This is a genomic window from Pseudomonas mandelii (assembly GCF_024138395.1).
GTDB classification, from domain to species: domain Bacteria; phylum Pseudomonadota; class Gammaproteobacteria; order Pseudomonadales; family Pseudomonadaceae; genus Aquipseudomonas; species Aquipseudomonas mandelii_E.
This window is the reverse complement of the sequence record NZ_JAMYDU010000025.1, coordinates 44,008-68,718: the sequence shown is the minus strand read 5'-3', so window position 1 is coordinate 68,718 and position 24,711 is coordinate 44,008. Positions and strand designations below refer to the sequence as shown.

14 protein-coding genes and 1 pseudogene are annotated in these 24,711 nt (G+C 60.3%); 2 read left to right on the top strand and 13 right to left on the bottom strand.

Annotated elements, in window-relative coordinates; genetic code table 11:
* Positions 1–165: 165 nt before the first annotated feature.
* Both treS and glgB read left to right on the top strand, forming a co-directional pair.
* Complete coding sequence (gene treS, locus NHU87_RS24505; RefSeq protein ID WP_253553116.1) at positions 166–3,507, top strand: maltose alpha-D-glucosyltransferase; 3,342 nt, start codon at positions 166–168, stop codon at positions 3,505–3,507.
* Between the two features lie 2 nt (positions 3,508–3,509).
* Entirely contained in the window at positions 3,510–5,741 is a 2,232-nt protein-coding gene (gene glgB / locus NHU87_RS24500) for a 1,4-alpha-glucan branching protein GlgB (RefSeq protein WP_253553115.1), read from the top strand.
* Between the two features lie 125 nt (positions 5,742–5,866).
* Here glgB and NHU87_RS24495 read toward each other — a convergent pair whose 3' ends face one another.
* From NHU87_RS24495 to NHU87_RS24435, 13 genes and pseudogenes are all read right to left on the bottom strand, one after another.
* Positions 5,867–6,934, bottom strand: coding sequence for an autotransporter domain-containing protein (locus NHU87_RS24495; protein WP_253553114.1), 1,068 nt, complete (start codon positions 6,932–6,934; stop codon positions 5,867–5,869).
* A 428-nt stretch (positions 6,935–7,362) separates the two neighbouring features.
* A complete protein-coding gene (locus NHU87_RS24490) occupies positions 7,363–8,163 on the bottom strand; it encodes an endonuclease/exonuclease/phosphatase family protein (protein WP_253553113.1) in 801 nt (266 codons plus the stop codon).
* A 301-nt stretch (positions 8,164–8,464) separates the two neighbouring features.
* Entirely contained in the window at positions 8,465–9,223 is a 759-nt protein-coding gene (locus tag NHU87_RS24485; RefSeq protein ID WP_253553112.1) for a PIG-L deacetylase family protein, read from the bottom strand.
* Positions 9,224–9,572: 349 nt separating this feature from the next.
* Positions 9,573–11,732, bottom strand: coding sequence for a glycogen debranching protein GlgX (gene glgX / locus NHU87_RS24480; protein WP_253553110.1), 2,160 nt, complete (start codon positions 11,730–11,732; stop codon positions 9,573–9,575).
* A 128-nt stretch (positions 11,733–11,860) separates the two neighbouring features.
* Entirely contained in the window at positions 11,861–12,205 is a 345-nt protein-coding gene (locus NHU87_RS24475; protein ID WP_253553107.1) for a DUF2934 domain-containing protein, read from the bottom strand.
* A 21-nt stretch (positions 12,206–12,226) separates the two neighbouring features.
* Positions 12,227–15,022, bottom strand: coding sequence for a malto-oligosyltrehalose synthase (locus NHU87_RS24470; RefSeq protein WP_253553105.1), 2,796 nt, complete (start codon positions 15,020–15,022; stop codon positions 12,227–12,229).
* Complete coding sequence (malQ, locus tag NHU87_RS24465; RefSeq protein WP_253553103.1) at positions 15,019–17,097, bottom strand: 4-alpha-glucanotransferase; 2,079 nt, start codon at positions 17,095–17,097, stop codon at positions 15,019–15,021. Before malQ ends, NHU87_RS24470 begins: the two co-directional genes overlap by 4 nt.
* Positions 17,094–18,890, bottom strand: coding sequence for a malto-oligosyltrehalose trehalohydrolase (gene treZ, locus NHU87_RS24460; protein ID WP_253553101.1), 1,797 nt, complete (start codon positions 18,888–18,890; stop codon positions 17,094–17,096). Before treZ ends, malQ begins: the two co-directional genes overlap by 4 nt.
* A 13-nt stretch (positions 18,891–18,903) precedes the next feature.
* A complete protein-coding gene (gene glgA / locus NHU87_RS24455; RefSeq protein ID WP_253553100.1) occupies positions 18,904–20,490 on the bottom strand; it encodes a glycogen synthase GlgA in 1,587 nt (528 codons plus the stop codon).
* Positions 20,491–21,091: 601 nt separating this feature from the next.
* Positions 21,092–22,038 (bottom strand): annotated as a pseudogene (locus tag NHU87_RS24450) (D-2-hydroxyacid dehydrogenase family protein).
* A gap of 13 nt (positions 22,039–22,051) precedes the next feature.
* Positions 22,052–23,095: an alpha/beta fold hydrolase gene (locus NHU87_RS24445; RefSeq protein WP_253553099.1), complete on the bottom strand. Its 1,044-nt coding sequence runs from the start codon at positions 23,093–23,095 to the stop codon at positions 22,052–22,054.
* A gap of 326 nt (positions 23,096–23,421) precedes the next feature.
* On the bottom strand, positions 23,422–24,120 hold the full coding sequence (locus NHU87_RS24440; RefSeq protein ID WP_253553098.1) for an outer membrane protein: 699 nt from the start codon (positions 24,118–24,120) through the stop codon (positions 23,422–23,424).
* A gap of 82 nt (positions 24,121–24,202) precedes the next feature.
* The gene (locus NHU87_RS24435; RefSeq protein ID WP_253553097.1) at positions 24,203–24,679 is read right to left on the bottom strand and encodes an SRPBCC family protein; all 477 of its coding nucleotides are present in this window, start codon (positions 24,677–24,679) and stop codon (positions 24,203–24,205) included.
* Between the last annotated feature and the right edge of the window lie 32 nt (positions 24,680–24,711).

Genomic DNA, 24,711 nt, shown 5'->3' with positions numbered 1-24,711 from the left:
CGGCTGCGAAGCAGTCGTCAAACCAGAACTTGTGGTGCATCAGGGCACACCGCGTCTACCGGATTCACGACTGCTTCGCAGCCGAACGCAGCCTCGCAGGCTCGACAGCTGCTACAGCCGAACGCAGCCTTCGGATAGCGAACTCGAATTCAACAGGAGTTACAAATGGCGAAGAAACCCAGGTCAGCCACCTTTATCAAAGACCCGCTCTGGTACAAGGATGCGGTGATCTACCAGGTTCACGTTAAGTCTTTTTTCGACTCCAACAACGACGGGATCGGCGACTTTCCCGGCCTTATCGCCAAACTCGATTACATTGCCGATCTGGGCGTCAACACCATCTGGCTGTTGCCGTTCTACCCCTCGCCACGACGCGACGATGGTTATGACATCGCCGAATACCGTGGTGTGCACCCTGACTACGGCACCATGGCCGATGCCAAGCGCTTCATTGCCGAATCCCATAAACGCGGCCTGCGGGTGATTACCGAACTGGTCATCAACCACACCTCGGACCAGCACGCGTGGTTCCAGCGCGCGCGCAAGGCCAAGCCCGGTTCGGCGGCCCGGGACTTCTATGTCTGGTCCGATAACGATCAGAAATACGATGGCACTCGCATCATCTTTCTCGACACCGAGAAGTCCAACTGGACCTGGGATCCGGTCGCCGGTCAGTACTTCTGGCACCGCTTCTATTCCCACCAGCCAGACCTGAATTTCGACAACCCGCAGGTAATGAAAGCGGTGCTGTCGGTCATGCGTTACTGGCTCGACATGGGCATTGACGGTCTGCGGCTGGATGCGATCCCGTACCTGATCGAGCGCGACGGCACCAACAACGAAAACCTGCCCGAGACCCACGACGTCCTCAAGCAGATCCGTGCCGAGATCGACGCCAATTATCCCGATCGCATGCTGTTGGCCGAGGCCAATCAGTGGCCGGAAGACACTCAGCTGTACTTTGGCAATACCGACGCCAGTGGCCAGAACGGCGACGAATGCCACATGGCCTTTCACTTCCCGTTGATGCCGCGCATGTACATGGCGCTGGCCCAGGAAGATCGCTTCCCGATCACCGATATTTTGCGGCAGACCCCGGAAATCCCGGCCAACTGCCAGTGGGCGATTTTCCTGCGCAACCACGATGAGCTGACCTTGGAAATGGTCACCGATCGGGAGCGCGATTACCTGTGGAATTACTACGCCGCCGACCGTCGGGCGCGAATCAATCTGGGGATTCGCCGGCGTCTGGCGCCATTGTTGGAACGTGATCGCCGCCGCGTGGAGCTGCTTAACAGCCTGCTGCTGTCGATGCCCGGCACGCCGACCCTGTATTACGGCGATGAAATCGGCATGGGCGACAACATCTACTTGGGCGATCGCGACGGTGTGCGCACGCCGATGCAGTGGTCGATCGACCGCAACGGCGGTTTTTCCCGCGCCGACCCGGCCAGCCTGGTGCTGCCGCCGATCATGGACCCGCTCTACGGCTACTTGTCGGTCAACGTCGAAACCCAGGCCGGCGACCCTCATTCGTTGTTGAACTGGAACCGGCGCCTGCTCGCGGTGCGCAAGCAGTCCAAGGCCTTCGGCCGCGGGACGCTGAAGATGCTCTCACCGAGCAATCGACGCATTCTGGCGTATACCCGCGAATTCACCGGCCCGGACGGCAAGCACGAGATTATTCTGTGCGTGGCCAACGTGTCCCGCAGCGCGCAAGCGGCAGAACTGGATTTATCGGCTTATGTCGGCATGGTTCCCGTGGAGATGCTCGGCGGCAATGCCTTCCCGCCCATCGGCCAGTTGAATTTCCTGCTGACGCTGGCGCCTTATGGTTTCTATTGGTTTGGGCTGGCGGCGGAAAACCAAATGCCAAGCTGGCACGTAGAACCTGCGCACAGCCTGCCGGATTTCACCACCCTGGTGCTGAAGAAACGCATGGAAGAGCTGCTCGAAGCGCCATCTCGCCACACCCTGGAGCAGGGCATTCTGCCGAGCTGGTTGCAGAATCGCCGCTGGTACGCCGGCAAGGACGGCGTCATCGACAACGTCAACCTCGCTTACGGCGTGCGTTTCGGCGACCCGCAGCATCCAGTGTTGCTGGGTGAAATCGACGTCACCAGCGGCGGGCAGACCAGCCGTTATCAGTTGCCATTCGGTTTTATCTCCGAGGAGCAGGTCGGCGCGGCGTTGCCACAGCAATTGGCACTGGCCAGGGTCCGGCGCGGGCGTCAGGTCGGCCTGATCACCGATGCTTTCAGCCTCGACAGCTTTGTGCATGCCGTGTTGCAGGGCATACAGGCCGGCATGGTGTTGTCGTCCGACGGTGGCGAAATCCGCTTCGAGCCGACCGACGAACTGACCAGGCTTGGCCTGACGGCCGAGTCGGAGGTGCGGTACCTGTCCGCCGAGCAATCCAATAGTTCGGTGGTCATCGGCAGCAGCCTGGTGCTGAAACTGATCCGCAAGGTCGCGACAGGGGTGCACCCGGAACTGGAAATGAGTGCGTACCTGACCCATGCCGGTTTCCGGAATATTTCGCCGCTGCTGGGCGCGGTGATTCGTCGCAACGCGGCAGGCGAGGACACGCTGCTGATGATCGCCCAAGGTTACTTGAGCAATCAGGGCGACGCGTGGGAGTGGACCCAGAACAACCTCGAACGGGCGCTTCGCGACGAACTCGCCGATGCTGTGTCCGAGCAGGAGCAGCACTACAACGCTCTCGGCGAGCTGAAGGATTTTGCCGGCATGCTCGGCCAGCGCCTGGGAGAAATGCATCAGGTGCTGGCGTCTCCGAGCGCCAACCCGGACTTCGCCCCCCAGATCACCACGCAGAAAGATGCCCTGGCCTCGGCCAAGGACGTGGCGGCGCAATTGGAACATGCCCTGACGTTGCTCAAGCAGCATCAAACTGAACTGAACGCTGCGGACCAGGCATTGGTCGGTCGCTTGCTGGACAACAAAAAAACCATCCTCAGCCATGTTCAGGAGTTGGGTAAGAAAGCGGCTGGTGGCCTGCGCATTCGCGTCCATGGTGACTTGCACCTGGGGCAGGTGCTGGTGATCAAGGGTGATGCCTACCTGATCGATTTCGAGGGTGAACCGGCGCGACCGCTGCATGAACGCCGAGGCAAACACAGCCCCTACAAAGATGTCAGCGGTGTGTTGCGCTCCTTCGATTATGCCGCTGCGATGACGATCAACGTGCATAACGTCGATAACACCGCCGAGGCCCAGGCAGCGCGTCAACGGGTCGCCGATCGTTATCTGAAAGAGGCGCGGCAAGCATTTGTCGACGCTTATCGGCTGGCGGCAGCTAGTCTTGCTCATGCATGGCAAGATCCTGAAGGCGAGGACGCCGCGCTGGCGTTGTTCGGTCTGGAGAAGGCGGCTTATGAAGTGGCCTATGAGGCTGAAAATCGCCCCACCTGGCTGCCTGTGCCGTTGCACGGTCTTTACGGGTTATTGAGTGGGCTCAAACCCTTTTCCGATCTTGGTGGAGAGTAGTCATGAGTATCTCGAACAAGGAACAGGGGCACGTTGAACAGGCGCTGCTGCCCAGGGCGCGGGATATCGATGCGTTGGTACGCGCCGAGCACCAAGACCCCTTTGCAATTCTCGGCCCGCATGGCGATGGCGCTGGCGGGCAATTCATTCGCGCCTATCTACCCGACGCCTTGAGCGTGCAGGTGGTGGACAAGGAATCCGGGGAAGAGCTCGGCAGCCTTGAGACCACGCAAACGCCGGGGCTGTTTGTCGGGCATTTCGAACGGGCTCGGCCCTATCTGTTGCGAACCCGTTGGGCCGGTGGCGAGCAACTCGCCGAGGACCCTTACAGCTTTGGCCCGTTACTCGGTGAGATGGATTTGTACCTGTTCGCCGAGGGTAACCACCGGGATTTGAGCGGTTGTCTCGGCGCGCAGCTGAAGACGGTCGATGGCGTCGAGGGTGTGCGCTTCGCCGTGTGGGCGCCGAATGCCAGAAGGGTCTCGGTGGTCGGTGATTTCAACGTCTGGGACGGTCGTCGGCACCCGATGCGTCTGCGCCACCCTACCGGTGTCTGGGAGTTGTTCATTCCGCGCCTGCAAGCGGGGGAGCTCTACAAATACGAAATCCTTGGCGCCCACGGCATTTTGCCGCTCAAGGCCGACCCGATGGCTCTCGCCACCGCTCTGCCGCCGGACACTGCATCGAAAGTCGCCTCACCGCTGAAAATAGAATGGCAGGACCACGCCTGGATGCAGTCGCGGGGCGAGCGTCAGCGTACCAGCGCACCGCTGTCGATTTACGAATTGCATGCCGGTTCCTGGCAATGCGAGCTGGATGACTTGGGTGAGGTCGCCCGTCAGTACACTTGGCACGAGTTGGGCGAGCGGCTGATTCCTTATGTGAAGGAGCTGGGTTTCACCCACATTGAATTGATGCCGATCATGGAGCATCCGTTCGGTGGCTCCTGGGGTTATCAACTGCTGTCGCAATTCGCCCCGAGCGCCCGTTACGGCACGCCGGATGACTTCGCCGCGTTCGTCAATGCCTGTCACCAGGCCGAGATCGGTGTGATCCTCGATTGGGTGCCGGCGCATTTCCCTACCGATATCCACGGCTTGGCGCAGTTCGACGGCACCGCATTGTATGAGTACGGCAACCCGCAGGAAGGTTTTCACCAGGACTGGGACACGCTGATCTACAACCTGGGCCGCACCGAGGTGCATGGCTATATGTTGGCGTCGGCGCTGCACTGGCTCAGGCATTTCCACGTCGATGGCCTGCGCGTGGATGCGGTGGCGTCGATGCTGTATCGCGATTATTCGCGCAAGGCCGGCGAGTGGGTGCCCAACCGTCATGGCGGTCGGGAGAATCTGGAGGCCATTGATTTTCTGCGTCATCTCAATGACGTGGTGGCCCTGGAAACGCCGGGCGCGCTGGTGATTGCCGAAGAATCCACGGCGTGGCCAGGTGTCAGCCAGAGCACGCAGCAGGGTGGGCTGGGTTTTGCCTATAAGTGGAACATGGGCTGGATGCACGATTCGCTGCATTACATCCAGCAGGATCCGGTGTACCGCGCCCATCATCACAACGAGCTGAGTTTCGGCCTGATGTATGCCTGGTCCGAACGCTTCATCCTGCCGATTTCTCACGACGAAGTGGTGCATGGCAAGCATTCGCTGATCGACAAGATGCCCGGCGATCGCTGGCAGAAGTTTGCCAACCTGCGGGCTTATCTGAGTTTCATGTGGACGCATCCCGGCAAGAAGCTGTTGTTCATGGGCTGCGAATTTGGTCAGTGGCGTGAATGGAATCATGATCAGCAACTGGACTGGTATTTACTGCAATACCCCGAACACCAGGGTGTGCGCAAACTGGTCGGTGACCTGAATCGGTTGTATCGCGAAGAACCGGCGCTGCACGATCAGGACGACGCCCCGCAGGGCTTCCAGTGGTTGATCGGCGACGATGCGACCAACAGCGTCTACGCCTGGCTGCGCTGGAGCAAGGACGGGCGGCCGGTGCTGGTAGTGGCCAACTTCACCCCGGTGCCGCGCGAGTCCTACCGCATTGGCGTGCCGTTTGCCGGGCGTTGGGTCGAATTGATCAACAGCGATGCCGACACGTATGCCGGGTCCAACTACGGTAACGGCGGTGGAGTGTTCACCGACGAAGAACCGAGCCATGGGCAGGCCCTCTCCCTGGAGTTGAACCTGCCGCCGTTGGCGGTATTGATTTTGCGTCCGGAGGGTTAGGACTCTGATCGTTCCCACGCTCCGCGTGGGAATGCCTCAATGGACGCTCTGCGTCCGCTCTTGGGACGCGGAGCGTCCCGGGCTGCATTCCCACGCAGAGCGTGGGAACGATCATCGGCCAGGATTCACCACCGCATCCGCACCCCAAGGCTGCCAATCAACCCATTCAAATCATTGTCATCCACATCACTGCTGTAATCGGCGCTGACATAAAAACTGACCAAGGGCGTTACTCTGGCCACCAGACCCAGACCTACATCCACCGTCGAGGATTTGCGACTGCTGCTGATTTTGTCGACCTGATCCAGGCTCACGGTATTACCGGTGTACACCGTGTGCCACACGTTGGTGCGCACATACGGTTCGACGGGCAGGCCGTTAATATCGTAACTGCCTTTCAAGCGCGCACCGACCCGGCCGCTCCAGGACGACATGTCACTGGATGAGCCATTGCCGGAGCCCGCATAGGGCGTATCCAGCGTAATGCGTTGATTGATCAACTGCGCCTGGGGTTCGATCACCCAGTTATTACCCAGACCAATCGGGAAACCACCTTCGACCGACAATGTCACCGCGCTGCCTTCGGCGGCTTGTCGCGCGCCCTGGTCATTGCGGCTGTAGCCGTTGACCCGGCCACCGCTGGCGCTCAAGTCTACGTGCCAGCCTTGTGGGCCGGTCAGGCTCCAGTAGGCGCCGAGACTCTGGCCTTCAAGATTGAGCGTGTCATGGCCGGGATCGGCGAGGGCGCGGTTGGTCAGAAGACCGTTGTCATTGCCCTGGAATTGAGTGGTGCCGCCGATCAGTCCGACCCGTTGGGTATGGCCGCTGTTGCTTTGTACGGTCAGCAGTGCCGGGCCTTTGAATTCGCTGGCGCCGGGGATGGAAGAACCTTGGGCCAGATAGTCGGTTTGGGCCTGTCGGGAGGTCTTTCCATAGACGTGGTCCCATTCCGAAGGCGCGGCGTCTTCGACCGTCAGGCGTGAGTTTTGTAAGTCGGGATTAACGCGTGAACGGCCGGGATACGTGGTGGAGCCGGCGGGCAAGGTAAGGGTCGGCAGGGCCTGGTTGTACCAGAGTGTTGGTTCATCCTCGGCAGACGAAGCCTGTACCTCCATGGATGAGCACAGCAGGAGTGAACTCGTGACCGTGCAAAAGGTGATTCTGATCTCTTGTGGGGTGAAGGAAGTTTTCATGGGGGTCTACCTTGCAATCGCATGCGTATCTCGCTTTGGCGTCTCTCCTACCCCGAATGAGGGGCGACCGAATGGATTGAGGCAAGGTCAGACCCGCCCGTTTTTACAGGAGTCTGGAGGCTTGCCCCTGATGGATTTCCGGGGGTAGTAAGCACTAGCTAAGAAGACTGCTGGCGCTGCGTCAAGAAAGTGGCCGATAAGCGGTATGGCTATTTTACGTGTTGTAAGTGACTGATTTTTGGCGCGTATATAAGTTGTTGTTTGTGCGAAAAATCATCCCGAAAGACGCGGGCCAGACGCGTTTGGTAGGGGGCTATCGGTTGTTTGAGGGAGGAATCAGCGCAAGATATACAAACGGCGTCGGCGCGCCATTGCTGTCATTTTTTCTGTCGGCGTCAGCAATTCCCGGCGACTGTCGTTTGACGGTGTTACAAGCGCACTTCCACCGCCAGCGGCAAATGGTCCGACAGATGCGTCCAGGGTTTGTGGCCGAGTATTCGCGGTTCATGACTGCTGGCATTACGCAGGTAGATCCGGTCCAGGCGCAGGAGGGGGAAACGCGCCGGGTAAGTTTTCGCCGGCCGGCCATGATGGCGTTCGAAGGCTTCATGCAGATAATGGCGCCGGGCGAGGGCGGCGTTCCCATGCAACTGCCAGTCGTTGAAGTCGCCGGCAATAATCACCGGGGCGTCATCGGGCAACGATTCGAGCAACAGGCAGAGCAACTGCAGCTGCAGTTGTCGATGGCTTTCCAACAAGCTCAGGTGCACGCAAATGGCATGCACTTCGGCATGCCCCGGCACATCCAGCACGCAGTGCAACAACCCGCGCCGCTCAGGGCCGGTAATCGAGACGTCGAGGTTGCGGAATTCGCGGATCGGGTATTTCGACAGCAGGGCATTGCCGTGGTGGCCGTCGGGGTAGACCGCGTTGCGACCATAAGCGAAATCACTCCACATGCTGTCGGCCAGGAACTCATATTGCGAGGTCTGTGGCCAGTCGTTGTAACGGGAAGAATGCCGGTCGTGCTCACCGACCACTTCCTGCAGAAACACCAGGTCGGCCGATGTGCTGCGTACCGCTTCACGCAATTCCGGGAGGATGAAACGCCGGTTGAGGGCGGTGAAGCCTTTATGGGTATTGACCGTCAGCACTCTGAGTCGATGAATCGCCGGGGTCGTGTTCGATGGCATTGATTCGACGGCCTGTCGTTCGGCATCGCTGGTCACGGTCACTCCTCTGAATCAAGCTGATGTATGCATGCGACTGATGCATGGGCGAGCAGTTCAGCGTGATTCGTCTTGTAACAACACATTCACTGCAACTTGGTGGCAGCGTTCGGCGTAGCAGCTGACGAGCCTGCGAGGCTGCGTTCGGCTGCGCAGCAGTCGTCAGTCCAGTATCTGTGGTTTGCCTGACTCACCGCGTCGCCTGATTTTACGACTGCTGCGCAGCCGAACGCAGCCTCGCGGGCTCGACAGCTGCTACAGCGGTCTCGCAGGCAGTTGCTACTGAATGGTTGCCGGGGTTTCAGACAAACACAATTTCATACGGCAATCGCATGCGCTCCAATATCACCGGGGACAGCAGCGGGGCTATACCGATCGCCGGCTCGCCGTCGAGTTGGCTGGCGTAGGCGTGAGTGGCGTGGCTTTTGCGCGCGACGGTCCAGGTGTCGAGGCATACCTTGCGGGCGCGATGCCAAGGGATCAGCGCGTGATCGCGTGTCGGCCAATGCCAGGCCCGGACCGGTATTTCGTTGAGCGTCGCGCCGACCAAAGCCGCTGCCCTGGCGCAGGCCCGGCCAACGGCGTCGTGGTCGACGTGACCGTCTTCGCGCCAGGTGCTGAACACGACATCGCCAGGGCGCAGGTAGCGGACGATGAATTGCGTCAGCTCAGATTCCCGCTCGCCCAGCCCGCTGTCGGTGAAGCCGCCGCGAATCCACTTCAGGCTGTGCATCGGCAACCCGAGCCGGCGCAGCGCTTCGACGCTTTCCTGGGGGCGAATGACGCTCAGGCGTTTCTCCGACCACTGTCGCGACCCCGGATGACTGGCGCTACCGTCGGTGATCGAGATCAATTGCAGAGGATGACCGAGGGCGCACAGCAACTGCAGCAGGCCGCCGCAGGTCACCACTTCATCGCCGGGATGCGGCGCGATGACGACTACGCGAGCGCCGGCCGGGACCAGTGTTTCGATGTTGATGACAGGGATGTTGTCCAGTTGCGGGGCGCTGTTCCAGATTTGCGCGGGCAAACTGTTTTCACTGATGAAAACCGATTTCATAGGCGCTACTTCCTTGTTCTGTCTTGCCCTCAGTCATGCGCGTTACTTGCAGGGAACAAGCCTGGCAGACCCGTGAAGGCGGGAGTCAATAGCAATTGCAGCGCTCCGAACCCTGGATTGCCGCGGGCAGAGTATTGCTCATGGATCGCTATTCGTCGCCTCAGCCTTTGGTCTGATACGGATTTTTTAATCCAAGCTGTGTCAGGGGTCGCAAATAATCACAGATACCTTCGAAGGCAAGCGCAATCCCTGTAGGAGCGAGGCTTGCCCGCGAAAGCGGTGTGTCAGATAACGATGATATCGACTGGCAAAGCGCCTTCGCGGGCAAGCCTCGCTCCTACAGGGGGCTTTACTCGTCTTCTTCGCGCTGCAACTCGAACAGCAGCAGCGAACGGCCGGTGACCGAATATTCGTGACCGAACTCGAAACGCTCCTGGCCACGAATCGAGGGTTGATTGGTATCGATCATGCACGTCCAGAAACGGCCGTCAGGCACTTCCGGCAGCAGGAAGTTGACGATGTCGTGGTGGGCGTTGACCACCAGCAGCAGGGTCGCGTCGGCGCCCTTGCGGCGAATGCCGGTTTCCTGGGCGCGGCCATCGAGCAGCATGCCCAGGCAACGACCGTGACCTTCCTCCCATTGTTCGGTGGACATTTCGCTGCCGTCCGGGGCTAGCCAGGTCACGTCTTTGACGCCGATGTCTTCGTTGTAATTGCCCACCAGGAAGCGCCCGCGACGCAGGATCGGATAGGCCAGGCGCAATTTGATCAGGCGTTTGACGAACTTGAGCAAGGCCTTGCCGTCTTCGCTCAGGTCCCAATTGACCCAACCGATCTCGCTGTCCTGACAGTAAGCATTGTTGTTGCCTTCCTGGGTGCGGGCGAACTCATCGCCGGCCACCAGCATCGGCGTGCCCTGGGACAGCAGCAGCGTGGCGAAGAAGTTGCGCATCTGCCGCTGGCGCAGCGCATTGATCTCGGGATCGTCGGTGGGACCTTCGACACCGTGGTTCCAGGACAAGTTGTTGTTGCTGCCGTCCTGATTGTTCTCGTCGTTGGCTTCGTTGTGCTTGTCGTTGTACGACACCAGGTCGTTGAGGGTGAAACCGTCATGGGCAGTGATGAAGTTCAGCGAGGCATACGGTCGGCGCCCACGCTGGTTGAACATCTCGCCGGAGGCGGTCATGCGGCTGGCGAAGTCGGCGAGCTGGCCGTCGTCGCCTTTCCAGAACGCGCGCACGGTGTCGCGGAATTTGTCGTTCCATTCGACCCAGCCCGGCGGGAAATTCCCGACCTGATAGCCGCCGGGGCCACAGTCCCACGGTTCGGAAATCATCTTCACCTGGCGCAGCACCGGGTCTTGACGGCAGGCCACGAGGAAGCTGTGACGCTCGTCGAAGCCGTCATGGTAGCGGCCGAGGATGGTCGCCAGATCGAAGCGGAAACCGTCTACGTGCATTTCCGTGGCCCAGTAACGCAGGGAGTCGGTGACCATTTGCAGCACACACGGGTGACTCAGGTCCAGGGTGTTGCCGGTCCCGGAATCGTTGATGTAGTAACGCTTGTCGTCGGGCATCAAACGGTAGTAGGAGGCGTTGTCGATGCCGCGCATCGACAGGGTCGGGCCTTGTTCGTTGCCCTCGGCGGTATGGTTGTAGACCACGTCGAGGATGACTTCCAGATTGGCCTCGTGCAGGTGCGCAACCATCTCCTTGAACTCGGCGATCTTACCGCTGGCCAGGTAGCGCGGGTCCGGGGCAAAGAACGCGATGCTGTTGTAACCCCAGTAATTGGTCATGCCTTTGTGCAACAGATGCTGGTCATTGACGAAGGCATGAATCGGCAGCAATTCCACGGTCGACACGCCGAGCTTGCGGATATGTTCCAGCACGTCATCGACCATCAACCCGGCGAAGGTGCCGCGCAGGTTCTCGGGAACGGCGGGGTGACGCATGCTGATACCGCGTACGTGTGTCTCATAAATGATGGTTTTGTCCCACGGCACACTGACCCTGTGGTCGTGGCCCCAGGTATGGGCCGGGTCGATCACTTTGCATTTGGGGACGAAGGGAGCGCTGTCTCGTTCATCGAAACTGAGGTCGGCGTCGGGGTGGCCGATGGTGAACCCGAACAACGCTTCGGACCATTTCAATTGGCCGACCAATTGTTTGGCATAGGGGTCGATCAGCAGTTTGTTGGGGTTGAAGCGGTGGCCGTTGGCCGGGTCGTACGGACCGTAGACGCGATAACCGTAGATCAACCCGGGATGGGCGTCGGGCAAGTAGCCGTGGTAGATCTCGTCGGTGTATTCCGGTAACTCGATACGCTCCAGTTCCACCTCGCCGGCATCGTCGAAGATGCACAGTTCAACCTTGGTCGCGTTAGCCGAAAACAGCGCGAAATTGACCCCCAGGCCATCCCAGGTCGCGCCTAGCGGGAAGGGCAAGCCTTCACGGATTCGCGAGGCCTCGGCACGAGGTTCGGGCGCGGTTTTCTTTGGGCTGCTCATAGATGCTCCTGCATGGGGTGACGGTACTCGACTGCGATGAACCGTGGCTCTGGTTTTTTATGAGGGCGAGCGCGCCCTCGGTGGCGCGGGATACGCCACAAATCAAGCGAGGCAAGGCGATAAACGCGTCAGGTCGTTGGCGGTTTACGCGCGGCGCGTGGCTTTTTCTCGACGTTTTTTTCGCCAAGCGGGGTCACTGTCGAAGCAGAGGGTTTGGCTTTGGCCCTGGTTTTGGGTTCGACGCCTTTGGCATTGAGCTTGCCGTCGGGCTTGCCGACCGTGGACTTGGCGCCGAGGCTTTTGCTACCAGTCGTTTTCGATGATTTGCCGGGCGCCAGCGCTTTGGCTTGGGCTTCAGCTTCGGCCAGTTTGCGGGCCATCTCCCAATGGCGCTCTTCCTGACCCTCGGGTTTTCCTTCGGATTCCCAGATTTGATAGGCAAATTCGCGGATGCGTTTATCGTCGGTACTCATCGCAATGCTCCTGAACTGAACTCAAGCTTGGGTAGTTTGGATAAAGAGATTGACCGGGAAATCCCCCAGCGCGGCGCTGACCATCAGTTCCCTGTGTTTTGTGACTGCGACGCTTGCGAAAAGTCCCTTCAGATTTTCTTCAGCGGTGGCAAACGGCAATTTGACTCGTGTATCGCCCCAAAGCGGCGCTTCAACCTGTGGTTCGGCACTGTCTTCCAGCAGTTCGGCACAACGTATCGGTACTATCACGATAGCCCGCTTTTCCTGCCATTCGCGAACAAATGCCAGTACCCGGTGAGCCTGGCTGCCGAGGATTTCCAAGGCTTGATACGTCCCTTTTTGAAACACCTCGGCATGCTCGGCACGCCGGTTTAACGCTTGGGCGATCAGGGTTTGCTTGATACGCCCGTCACGCCAGTTCGCCAACAGATCGGGCAGGTCCAACCGTAGGTGCATGGCCTGCTGACGGCTGGTGTAATCCACCGGCCGGCGATTGTCCGGATCGACCAGCGTGAAGTCCCAGAACTCGTTGCCCTGATAAAGATCCGGTACCCCCGGCACGGTCATTCGCAGCAAGGTTTGCGCCAAACCATTCAACGCGCCCGGTGCGGCGATGCTCTGCGCCGCCGCACCGATGGCCGCGCGCAGCCGCTCGCCTTCGGGGCTGAGCAGCAGGCGTTCGAGAAACCCATGGATGGCCTGTTCATACCCCTCGTTTGGCGCGCTCCAGCTGCTTTGCAACTTGGCTTCGCGCAGGGCTTTGCGTTGCCACTGCCAGAGGCGTTTGGCATAGTCCTGGAGCGCCACCTGATCATTGCTGCGCAGCTCCAGCGGCCAGCTGCCGAGGATCGCTTGATAAAGAATCAGCTCGTCGCCCGCCGAAGGCGCGCCGGGTTCGATGCGCAATTCATCGGCCAGGGTTTGCCAGTGTTCGACCTGTTCGGCGTACCAAGCGCTACGCTCGCTCAACACCGCCAGCCGCGCGCGGGTGTCTTCGCCGCGTTTGTGGTCGTGGGTCGCGGTGGCGAGCAGGTTGTCGGGGAATTCGGCGAGGCGATTGACGCAGGCAGCATGGAAGTCCGCCACCGGGGCACTGAACTGCTCGGTGTTGTAGCCGACATCGTTGCGCGACAGCAGCACCGCTGAGCGATAAAGCGCGGTGTCTTCCACTGCCTTGGCCGCCGCCGGTGAAGTCAGTTGCTGGAAGCGCACGCACGCATGCTTGAGCAGTTTGCGTGGGCGTCCCACCGGGAGCTTGCACCAGGGCTGGCCACCGAGCCAGCGAGCCAGGCAATCGAGCACTGGCCAGTCCGCCTCGCCAAGGGTTTGCCGGGCACCGTCCATGGCCTGCTGGAAAAACACTTCGTCCTGAGCGGCGCGGCCCAGCGCGCTGATGTAAGTGCGGTACACGGGGAAGTGCACGATCAGTTCCTGCAAGGCCCGACGGATTGCGCCGAGGGTCAGGTCCCGGGTCATCAGGTTGTCCCGGGCCACTTGCAACAACGCGTGGGCGACACTTTCGAAGTCCCCGGCGAGGGAGCCGTTGAGAATCTGCTGGCGCGCCAGTTGTGCTTCCTGACGAAAATCGGCGGGCCGCTCGCTGTGCCGGCTCCAGAGTTCACCCAAGGACTGGGCGCCTTCGGGGTCGTGTTGCAGCAACGACAACTGGTTCATGAATTCGTAACCGGTGCTGCCATCGACAGACCAGTCACGGTGCAGGGTTTCGCCGGCGCCGAGGATCTTTTCAACGTAGATCGGCAGGTGCCGCTGCGGTGCCAGGCTAGCGACTCGGCGGCGCAATTTGCGGCAGTAACCACGCGGGTCGGCGAGGCCATCGATGTGATCGATGCGCAGCCCGTCGACAAGACCTTCGGCCACCAGTTCGAAGATTTTTGCATGGGTCGCCTCGAACACCGCCGGGCGTTCGACCCGCAGGCCGCCGAGTTCGTTGATATCGAAAAAGCGCCGCCAGTTGATGTCGTCCGCCGCGGTGCGCCAACTGGCCAGGCGATAACTCTGGCGCTCCAGCAGGTTATGCAGACGCTGGAAACCTTCGGGGGTGAGCGAGTCGTAGGTGCCGAGCGTGTGCTCGATGGCGTGAAGAATGGCCGGATCGCTGGCGAGTTCATGCAGTTCCGTTTTCAGCGGAATCGCCAGGTTGTAAACGTCGGTCTGATAACTCAAGGTATTGAATCGGTCTGCCAGGGATTTGAGTTGCTCGACCTGCTCGGCATTCAATTGATCATCGGCCTTGAGCAGTTCGCCGTAGTCTGTGGGGCAAATTGGGAAGTGATGTTCGTAGTGCTCGACATAAAAGGCGCCGCGCCGGGCATCGAAACGCAAGGGCAGGGTGCCGTCCTGCAAGGCGATGCCGTAATCACTGCCCAAAAACGGCAGCAGCAATTGGCCTTCCATCAACGGGTCGGGCGAGTGCCATTGAATGTCGAAGAATTCGCCGTAAGGGCTTAGTCGCCCCCATTCCAGCAAATCGAGCCACCAAGGGTTGTCGCTACCGCCGACGGCCATATGGTTGGAGACAATGTCGAGGATCAGCCCCATGTTCTGTTCGCGCAACGCACCGACCAAACGACGCAAGGCAGCTTCGCCGCCCAGTTCAGGGTTGACCGTGGTCGGGTCCACCACGTCGTAGCCATGCATGGAACCTGCGCGGGCGGCGAGCAGCGGCGAGGCATAGACGTGGCTGATGCCCAGACTGGCGAAGTACGGCACCAGCGGCACCGCCTGATCCAGAGTGAACCCTTTATGAAATTGCAGCCGCAGAGTCGCCCGCAGCGGTTGGATGAACGGTTGATTCATTGGTCACGCTCGGCCGCCTGAAGTCGCGCACAGGCGAGCAGTTCCAGGCGTCGGGCGGCGTCCGGGTCGTCGAGCAAGGCTTCGCTGACGCCGGGCAGCCTGCGCGACCAGTTGGGATGGGTGTCGGTGGTGCCGGGCAGGTTGGCCTGCTGTTCGATACCCAAGGCATCTTCCATGGGCAGCAATACCAGCGGCGCGCGGGTATGGCCGAGGAACCGGATCGCGGCGTCGAGTACCTGATCGGTTTCGTGGGACTCTTCACGGAAATTCTGCGGGTCCTGGCTCAGCACACGGCGCAAGCCTTCGCGCTCGCGCTCACGATGCTGGCGCCATTCGATTTCACCCGGGGCGTCGACCAGATTCAAGCGCGCGCTCCAGTCGATATCGCGGCCATGCCACCAGCCATTGAGCGTCGGCAAGTCATGGGTGCTGGTGGTTGCCAGGGCGTTGTCCGGCCATTCGAGAATCGACTTGAAGTGAGTATTGTCCTGTTCGAACAGCAGCACGCGCATGCCGAGAATCGAGCGCGCGATAAGTTTCTCACGCAGCCCCTCGGGCACGGTGCCGAGGTCTTCGCCGAGGACAATGGCCTGATGCCGATGGGATTCGAGGGTCAGCAGGCGCAACAGGTCGTCCACCGGGTAATAAAGGTAGGCTCCGTCGCTAGGTGGCGCGTCGTTGGGGATCACCCAAAGCCGTTGCAGGCCCATGACGTGATCGATGCGCAGGCCACCGGCATGGGCGAAGTTGGCCCGCAGCATTTCGATGAATGCGCGAAAGCCGTTACGCACCAGACCTTCGGGGGAGAACGCGGAAATGCCCCAGCCCTGGCCGGAACGGTTGAGGATGTCCGGTGGCGCACCCACGGTCAGTGAGGCGAGCAATTCGTCCTGGCGACTCCAGGCCTGGCTGCCGCCACCATCGGCGCCCACCGCCAGGTCGGCGATCAGGCCAATGCCCATGCCGGAACTGCGAGCGGCGGTCTGAGCGCGCTCCAGGCTGCGCGCAATCAGCCATTGGCAGAACGCGTAGTAGCCGATGCGAGTCGAGTTTTCTTCGGCAAAATGCGCCAGAGCGGTGCTGCGCGGGTCACGCCATTGTTCGGGCCACTCGCGCCAGTCGAGGCTTTCACCGCGCCGCGAACGGGCCTCCTGGATCGCTTCGAAGCGGCAATGATTTTCCAGCGCTTCGCCACCGGCATGGCGGAAACTGCTGAAGTCTGGGTGCAAGGGATGTTCACCGTGGGTGAACCCTTCGTACAAGGCTTCGAGCAAGCGGTGCTTGGCTTCGGCGGCGGCGGGCCAGTCGATCAGTGGCAATGCCTCGAGGTGCTTGAGATCAGCGGCAAGACCGGTGGCGTCGATCGCGGTGCGCAGGGCACGTTCACCGAGAATCGCACCGGGCGCCGCGTACAGGCTGTTGAGGAACAAACGGCTGGAGGGCGAGTAAGGGCTGTAACGCTGGGTGTCGCCGCTGAACATCGCGTGTAGCGGGCTGATCGCCAACGCTTCGGCACCCCGTTCGCCAGCCACCCGGGCCAGATCTTCGAGGGCCTGGGTATCGCCGAAACCGCCATCGCCGGGACGGCGCAGCGAGTACAACTGCACGCTCAGGCCCCAGGCACGCGGGTTTTGACTGTCAACGGCATCGCCGACGCTGTAGCAGCGCTGGGGTGCCACCGCCAGGGTGAAGGATTGATCCTCGATGCTGACGTGCTGATAACCCACCGGCACCAGGCCGGGCAACACAGCGTTGTCATCGAGCTTCACGTTAATCCGTGAGCCGTCTTCGAGATGGATTTCACACGGGGTTTGCGGTTCGAAGTAGTGGGCCAGGTCAAGGCCGACGCCCACGTCGCAAGTCAGCAGCGGCGGCAGGTGCCGGGTTTGTTGCACTTCCTGCAATTGCAGCAGGCTGGCGTCGATCTCCTGGGCGGTATTGGCGGGATGGCCAAGTCCGCTGAGCACCGAGCGCAACACCGCCGGGGTCACTTTCTGTGGACGGCCATTGGCGTCGATCCAGTCGACGGCCAGGCCTGCTCGGTTAGCCAGTATTTCCAGTTGCGCATTGCTCATGGGCGCTCTCCATCCGGGGGTAGCAAAGGGGCTGCGGCCGTGAGGCTGACGAGCGCGCAATACGGGGCAAGTGTGCCCTGATTCAACAGACCGGCCGATTGTGGCGGGTGTTCGAACAGCAATGTCGCGTCGGCCTGTGGGGTGTGGACCACGGGCGCATCGCTGAGGTTCAGGTCAATGCGCAACTGACTGCCATTGCCCAGCCGCCAGCGCGCCGTCACCGCGCCCTCGGCCAGTACCTGCGCGCCCAGGGCATTGGCGCCGGGCAGGTGCGGGATGATGTGTCGATGGCGGATCTGCAGCAGTTGGCGATACAGGTCATAAATCGGTGATTGGCGGCTGGCGGTCAGTGTCGGCCGTGAAGCTTCGAAGGTCTGCGTCGCGTTCGGGTCGGGAATCTGCTCGCGTTTGTGCGGGTCGGCGAAGGCGCTGAACGCCGCGAACTCATTGCGTCGTCCTTCGCGCACCAGTTCCGCCAATTCACCGTGGTGGCTGGTGAAAAACAGGAACGGTTGCTCGGCGGCGAATTCGTCGCCCATGAACATCAGCGGGATCATCGGCGACAACAGCAGCAACGCGGTGGCGGCGTAAAGGGCATCAGGATGGGCCAGTTGATGCAGGCGCTCGCCAAAGGCGCGGTTGCCGATCTGGTCGTGGTTCTGCAGAAAAAGCACGAAAGCCGTGGGCGGCAAGTGACCGCTCGGCTCACCGCGCGGTGTTCCGTGGCGGGTGATGTGGCCCTGAAACACAAAGCCCTGGCCCAGGCAGCGGGCGAGCTTTTCGGTGGGCTGCTCGGCATAGTCGGCGTAATAGGCGTCGGTTTCACCCGTGAGCAGAACGTGCAGGGCGTTATGGCCATCGTCGTTCCACTGCGCGTCGAAACCTTGCCCCAGCAGGCTGGCCTGGTTGTGCTCGTTTTCCGCCACGAGCCACACGTGCCGCGCCGGATCGGTTTGCCGCCGCACCCGTTGCGCCAACTCTTGAAGAAAGTCCGGGTCTTCGATGGCATGCACTGCGTCCAGGCGCAGACCGTCGAAGCGGTATTCCAGCAACCACATCAGTGCATTGTCGATAAAGAAGTCGCGCACCTCGCGCCGCCGGAAGTCGATCGCCGCACCCCACGGGGTATGTTTGTCTTCGCGGAAAAAGCCTTTGGCGTAGCGATGCAGGTAATTGCCGTCCGGGCCGAAGTGGTTGTAGACCACGTCGAGAATCACCGCCAAACCATGGCCGTGGGCCGTGTCGATCAGGTGTTTGAGTTGTTCGGGCGAACCGTAGGAAGCTTGGGGCGCGTAAAGCAAAACCCCGTCATAGCCCCAGTTACGCTCGCCGGGGAATTGCGCCAGCGGCATCAGTTCGATGGCGGTGATACCCAGTTCGACCAGGTGCGCCAAGTGCTGCTCGACCTCGCTGAAGCCGCCGAGTGCACCGACGTGCAGTTCGTAGATCACCGCCTCATTCCACGGCCGACCCTGCCACGCGCTCTGTTGCCACCGATAGGCGAGGGGATCGACCACCATGCTGTGGCTGTCGATATCGCCCGCCTGGGCGCGGGAGGCCGGGTCTGGCACCGTAAGCTCGCCATCGATGTTGTAGCGGTAGCGGGTACCGGCGCGGCAGCGGGTCTTGATTACAAACCAGCCATCGGCCTGAGGCAACAGCGGCAGGGAGTGTCCATCTTCCAGTTCGAGACTGACGAAAAACGCATCTGGCGCCCACAAGGCAAAACGCGTGTGTTCTGCGTCCAGCATGATTGCGCCGTGGGGCCAGGTCTCAAGGGTCCGTAACGGCATCGTTGAAAGCCTCTTACTGTTTGCCCGATTTTCCCAGCGCTTTAGCCACCAGTTGTTCGTAGAGTTCGGCGTAGGGTTCGACGGCCTTGCACCAGTTGAAAGGCGCCGCCATGGCCCGGCAACGCATGGCGTTGAGCAGACCGGGGAAGGCGAACACCTTGAATGCGCGGCTCAGGGCTTCGCGATAACTTTCCACCGTGGATTCGTCGAAGAGAAAACCGGTCACGCCATTTTCAATGGTGTCCGCCAGACCGCCGGTATTGCGGGCCACCGGCAACGAACCGAAGCGCTGGGCGTACATCTGGCTCAAGCCGCAAGGCTCATAACGCGAAGGCATCAGCAGGAAATCACTGCCGGCAAACATCCTGCGGGCGTCGGTTTCATTGAAGCCGATGCGCACGCCGATTTGCCCGGGGAAGCGCAACGCCAGTTCACGCATGGCTTGTTCTTCTTCCGGTTCGCCACGGCCGATGATCGCGATCTGCCCGCCGTTGGCAACAATGTAATCGGCCACCGCTTCGGTCAGGTCCAGGCCTTTCTGGTAGACCAGTCGCGAGACCACGGCGAACAGCGGACCTTCGGAGTCTTCGAGGTCGAACAGCCTGCGAACGTGCGCGGCATTCACCGCTTTACCGTCCCAGTCGCCGATGCCGAACGGGTGGAACAGGTGCGGATCGGTGGCCGCGTCCCAGCTTTCATCGATGCCATTGGGAATCCCGCTGAGCAGCCCTTGCTGGGTCTTGGCGGCGAGAAAACCGTCGAGCCCGCAGCCGAAGGCCGGCGTGGTGATTTCCTGGGCATAGGTCGCGCTGACCGTGGTGATGTGGCTTGCGTAGGCCATGCCGGCCTTGAGGAACGACATCTTGCCGTAAAATTCCATGCCTTCCTGTTGCAAGGCATGCAGGGGGATACCGAGTTCGGGGCACGAGCCGAGGCTGGTAACGCCTTGGTACGCCAGGTTGTGGATGGTGAACAGGGTCGGGGTGCGTTGGCCACGCCAGTGCATATAGGCGGGAGCCAGGCCCGCCGGCCAGTCATGGGCGTGCACCAGGTCCGGGCACCAGTGAATTTGGGCGAGATTGGCGGCGATATCGGCTGCAGCGAGGCCGAGGCGGGCGAAACGAATATGGTTGTCGGGCCAGTCGCGGCCGTTGTTGGCGCCGTAGGGCGAACCTTCGCGCTCGTACAATTCAGGGCAGATCAACACGTAAATGACCAGGCCGTCGGGCATGTCCATGCGCCCGATCTTGCAGGGCGGCAACGCTGCGTGCCCGCCCAGTTCACCGATGATATGAATCGGGTTCTCGCTGTTCATCACTTGCGGATAACCGGGGATCAGCACACGCACATCATGCAGATGCGCCATGGCTCGCGGCAGTGCGGCGGAAACGTCGCCAAGACCTCCGGTCTTCACCAGATCGGCAATTTCCGACGTCACGAACAGAACTTTCTTTTTATTGGGATTCTGACTGACTACCGGTGCCAGTGGCTTGGGGATCGGCGCGTTGACCGATTTGGCGCTGAGGATACCGACGGTGCTCGTTTCCCCGACCTGCTGATGAGCACGTTCTCCCTGAATGTCTAAAGCCGCACTGATCATATGAATCTCCCGTGTTGTTGATCTAATTCTAGGTCTGGCACAAACGGTGTTCGTGGCCAAATCCTGTGGCCGGGCGCAAACGCGCTACGCATCGGTGAGCAAGTGCTGCCCATGCGCTGAAGCAGAATGGGTGAAGTGGCTGTTGCAAGGAATGCACCAGTCGCTGTGGCCCTACCTTTAACCTGACACGAGGCCAGCGCCGAAAGTTTCGATTATTTTCACCGAATGACCAGCCGGTTTTACTCCGCGAAAAGGAGTCTAGGCCAGAACCCAGAGCGGGGATGGTCAAGTGGGTAAATTGTTCGACAATCGGTTAGGAGGAGCCTACAAACACGAGGCTTTGTGGGGAAGATTGCACCGACGAAGGGCAGGTCTGTGTTCGAGGGTGGTTCAAATCGGGACCGGGAAGTCACGATAATCGGGCGTGATGGGAGATTGTGTGCGCCATATTGGTGCGCAGAATTTGGGGAGGTGTGGTGAGTTTTAGGGCCTCTTCGCGGGCAAGCCTCGCTCCTACAGGATTTGTGTCGTACGCCGGCAATGAGCACGACACAAATCCTGTAGGAGCGAGGCTTGCCCGCGAAGAACGATAACGCGGTCTTTAGGTGAGAACCCGAACCGGCTCCCCAGCCGCCCAGGCCTGTATGTCCTCGATCATCTGCGAAAAGAACAGGTGGTAATTCTGCCGCTGACATACCCGACATGAGGCGTGGCCAGCACATTGTCCAGCGTTCTGAAAGGATGATGGTGGGGCAACGGCTCGTGCTCGAACACGTCCAGCGCGGCACCCGCCAGGCGTTTTTTCTGAAGCGCCTTGATCAACGCCGACTCATCGACAATCGGCCCGCGAGCGGTATTGATCAGCCATGCCGTGGGTTTCATCCAGTCCAGTGCCTGAGCGTCCACCAGCCCTCGACTGCGCTCGCTGAGCACCAAATGGACCGACAACACATCGGCCTGCTCGAACAGTTCCTGCTTGCTGACATAGGTGACGTCGACTTCGGCTGCCCGTTCGGCGGTCAGATTCTCGCTCCAGGCAATCACCCGCATGCCGAATACCTGGCCGAACCGGGCAACCCGTTGACCGATGCTGCCCAGACCGAGGATCGCCAAGGTTTTGCCCTGCAGGTCGCCGCCCAACCCTTGTTGCCAAAAACCTGCGCGCAAGGCGTTGGCTTCGGCCACCAGGTTACGGGTCGCGGCCATGATCAGCGCCCAGGTCAGCTCGGGGGCTGCATATTTGTAACTGTCGGTGCCGCACACCTGAATGCCCAGCGCGGTGGCGGCTTTCAGGTCCAGGGCGGCGTTGCGCATGCCGCCGGTGACCAGCAGTTTGAGTGCGGGCAAGCGGCGCAGCAGGTCTTCGTCGAACCGGGTGCGTTCGCGCATCACGCAGATCACTTCGAATGCGCCAAGCCGTTCGGCCAGGGTTTCGTTGTCGGCAGGGTAGTCATGGATAAAACTCACCTGACCGATGCTGTCCAGCACCGACCAGTCCTCCACGTTGCGAGCCACGTCCTGCCAGTCATCGATCACCGCAATCTGCATCAGCCTTACCTCATCAAGGAACGGGATTGGTTTTGTTCAGCCAGTCGAGCAACGCCTGATGGAATTTCGCCGGTTCTTCCATTTGCGGCGCGTGGCCAAGGCCCGGGAATTCAACCAGCGTCGACCGGGGAATCAGTTTCGCCACTTGCTTGCCGAGTACGTCGTAACGACCGATTTTCGCCTTGACCTCGGGCGGTGCGATGTTCTTGTTGATGGCCGTGGTGTCGGAGGTGCCGATCAGTAGCAGGGTCGGCACTTTCAGGTCCTTGAACTCGTAGTACACCGGTTGGGTGAAGATCATGTCGTAAATCAGCGCCGAGTTCCAAGCCACCGCTGTTTTACCCGGCCCTTGGGCCAGGCCTGCGTACATGTTCACCCAACGGTCAAACTCGGGCTTCCAGCGGCCATCGTAATAGGTACTGCGTTGGTAATCGTGGATACCTTGCGCCGTGACTTTCAGCTCGCGCTCATACCATTGATCAACCGTGAGATAGGGCACGCCAAGGGCTTTCCAGTCTTCCAGGCCGATGGGATTGACCAGCGCCAGTTGTTCGACTTGATCGGGGTATTGCAGTGCATAGCGCGTGGCGAGCATGCCGCCGGTAGAGTGACCGAGCAGGGTGGCTTTCTGGATGCCCAGCGCCTTGAGCAGTTGCTGGGTGTTAGCCGCCAGCTGCTGGAAACTGTATTGATAGTGGTCCGGTTTGCTTGAAGTGCAGAAGCCGATCTGGTCGGGAGCGATGACCCGGTAACCGGCCTCGCTCAGCGCCTTGATCGAGCTGTCCCAGGTTGCGCCGCAGAAGTTCTTGCCGTGCATCAGCACCACGCTGCGTCCATTGACCTTGCCTTGGGCGGCAACGTCCATGTAACCCATCTGCAGGGATTTGCCCTGGGACTCAAAGGCGAAGTGCTTGACCGTGTAGGGGTACTCGAAGCCCTCAAGTTGCGGACCGTATTCCGGCGTTTCGGCCTGGTTCGGGTCCTGGGCGTGGACGAGTATGGGCAAAGCTGCCGTCAGCAGCAGGCCGGGTAACCAGCGGGAGAGGATGGGCGACATGGGTAAACTCCACAGGAAATCCGCCGATGCTGGATCGGCATGATTAGGGCGACATTACCATGCCGGTCAGTAAAGCGATTTCAGCGACGACGCTTTCTTTGTAGCAGCAGTCGAGCCTGCGTTCGCCTGTAGCAGCTGTCGAGCCTGCGAGGCTGCGTTCGGCTGCGCAGCAGTCGTGAATGCGGCTGGCGCGGTCTGCCTGATGCACCGCAATCTCTGGTTTTACGACTGCTGCGCAGCCGAACGCAGCCTCGCAGGCTCGACAGCTGCTACAGCTGCTACAGCCGAATGCAGTCTCGGCAGCTCGACGCCGATCGGTTAACCGCTTAGAACCAAAAATTCAGGCCGAGCATTAATGACTGGGCGCTGTAGTCCGTGCGCACATCGCCTTGGGGCAGGCCTTGAATGTCGCCGAAGTGCGCCTCGCGAGTTTTGAGGTATCGATAATCCAGGGACATGGACCATTGATCGGTGAGTTCGAAACTTACCCCGGCGCCGAGTTGGTAGGCCGATACGGTGTCGCGATGAGTATCGCCGAACTGCACGCCGCCGGCTTCCAGGCCACTGACCGACAGGGTGGTGTAGCCCAGGCCGCCGCCAATGTAGGGGGTGAACCGACTGAAAGGGGCGGGCAGGTTCAAGACGTCATACCAGAGGTTGGCCATCAGGCTGGTGGCTTCCTCTTCGCCTTTGCCGTCGATGCTCCCGCCGCCTTCGTAGACCCGGTTATTGAACTGGGTCAGGGAGTTTTTGCGGTAGCTGAGTTCCACTTCAGGTCTGAGCCCGATGGGAAATCGCCAGCCCAATGCCAACCCCGTGGCGTAGCCGGAGTCTAACGGTTGATTGAACTCCATCTCGACAAAATCGAGGTTGTTCTGGTTAAGGTCCTGCGGAGCAACCCAGTTCAGGCCGCCCATGACACTGATGTAGGGGCCGAGCGTGCCGGCGGAACTGGACTCTGGGGCGATAAAGCCCATGCCAATGACGCCCATCACGAGATACTGAGGTTTTTTTAGTAGGTTCATGCTCGGTCCGAAGTGTGCCGTTATCAATAAGTAAGCGAAGGGTTCGGAAGCGAGCGTTCAACACGCTCCCTCCCGAGGTATTTCATACACGGTGCAAATGTGTTCCAGGTTTTTCGAGCCTTTGGGTGCTGATGGCATTCGCTCGTTGTTCAGCCAACGCGCACAGGTTGTCCAGTGCGGTGCTCATTGCTGCGGTGAGCATTTTGCGTAGCAGCCCACGGTATAAAAAACTCAAGGGGCCAGCGATTTTGGCGGTATGGATCACATGGGTTTCATTCGGGGAAAGCCTGCGCATCTGGTGATCGAACTCAAGGTCGATCCAAAGCAGTCTTGCCGTGTTCCGATAACTTTCATGCATCCTCACCTCTTCCAGTTTCAGCGGCATGTTCAGGCCATTTTTGAGGATGCATTTGCCTTGGGTTCCCGATTGAAACGGGCCATTGAGTTCACAATGGCTGACGTCGGTATCCCATAACGGCGCTTCGGAAAAATTGCTCCAGATCTTCCATATTTCTGAAGGCGGCGATTTGACTACGACTTGCACTTTGACATCGTTCACGGCGTCACCTGGGTTGTTGAGGGCACGGTCAT

Excerpts from the sequence above, each read along its gene's own strand:
- malQ (WP_253553103.1), bottom strand. The coding sequence starts at position 17,097 with ATGAGCAATGCGCAACTGGAAATACTGGCTAACCGAGCAGGCCTGGCC.
- NHU87_RS24475 (WP_253553107.1), bottom strand. The coding sequence starts at position 12,205 with ATGAGTACCGACGATAAACGCATCCGCGAATTTGCCTATCAAATCTGG.
- glgA (WP_253553100.1), bottom strand. The coding sequence starts at position 20,490 with ATGATCAGTGCGGCTTTAGACATTCAGGGAGAACGTGCTCATCAGCAG.
- NHU87_RS24470 (WP_253553105.1), bottom strand. The coding sequence starts at position 15,022 with ATGAATCAACCGTTCATCCAACCGCTGCGGGCGACTCTGCGGCTGCAA.
- treS (WP_253553116.1), top strand. The coding sequence starts at position 166 with ATGGCGAAGAAACCCAGGTCAGCCACCTTTATCAAAGACCCGCTCTGG.
- glgB (WP_253553115.1), top strand. The coding sequence starts at position 3,510 with ATGAGTATCTCGAACAAGGAACAGGGGCACGTTGAACAGGCGCTGCTG.
- NHU87_RS24445 (WP_253553099.1), bottom strand. The coding sequence starts at position 23,095 with ATGTCGCCCATCCTCTCCCGCTGGTTACCCGGCCTGCTGCTGACGGCA.
- NHU87_RS24440 (WP_253553098.1), bottom strand. The coding sequence starts at position 24,120 with ATGAACCTACTAAAAAAACCTCAGTATCTCGTGATGGGCGTCATTGGC.
- treZ (WP_253553101.1), bottom strand. The coding sequence starts at position 18,890 with ATGCCGTTACGGACCCTTGAGACCTGGCCCCACGGCGCAATCATGCTG.
- NHU87_RS24485 (WP_253553112.1), bottom strand. The coding sequence starts at position 9,223 with ATGAAATCGGTTTTCATCAGTGAAAACAGTTTGCCCGCGCAAATCTGG.
- NHU87_RS24495 (WP_253553114.1), bottom strand. The coding sequence starts at position 6,934 with ATGAAAACTTCCTTCACCCCACAAGAGATCAGAATCACCTTTTGCACG.
- glgX (WP_253553110.1), bottom strand. The coding sequence starts at position 11,732 with ATGAGCAGCCCAAAGAAAACCGCGCCCGAACCTCGTGCCGAGGCCTCG.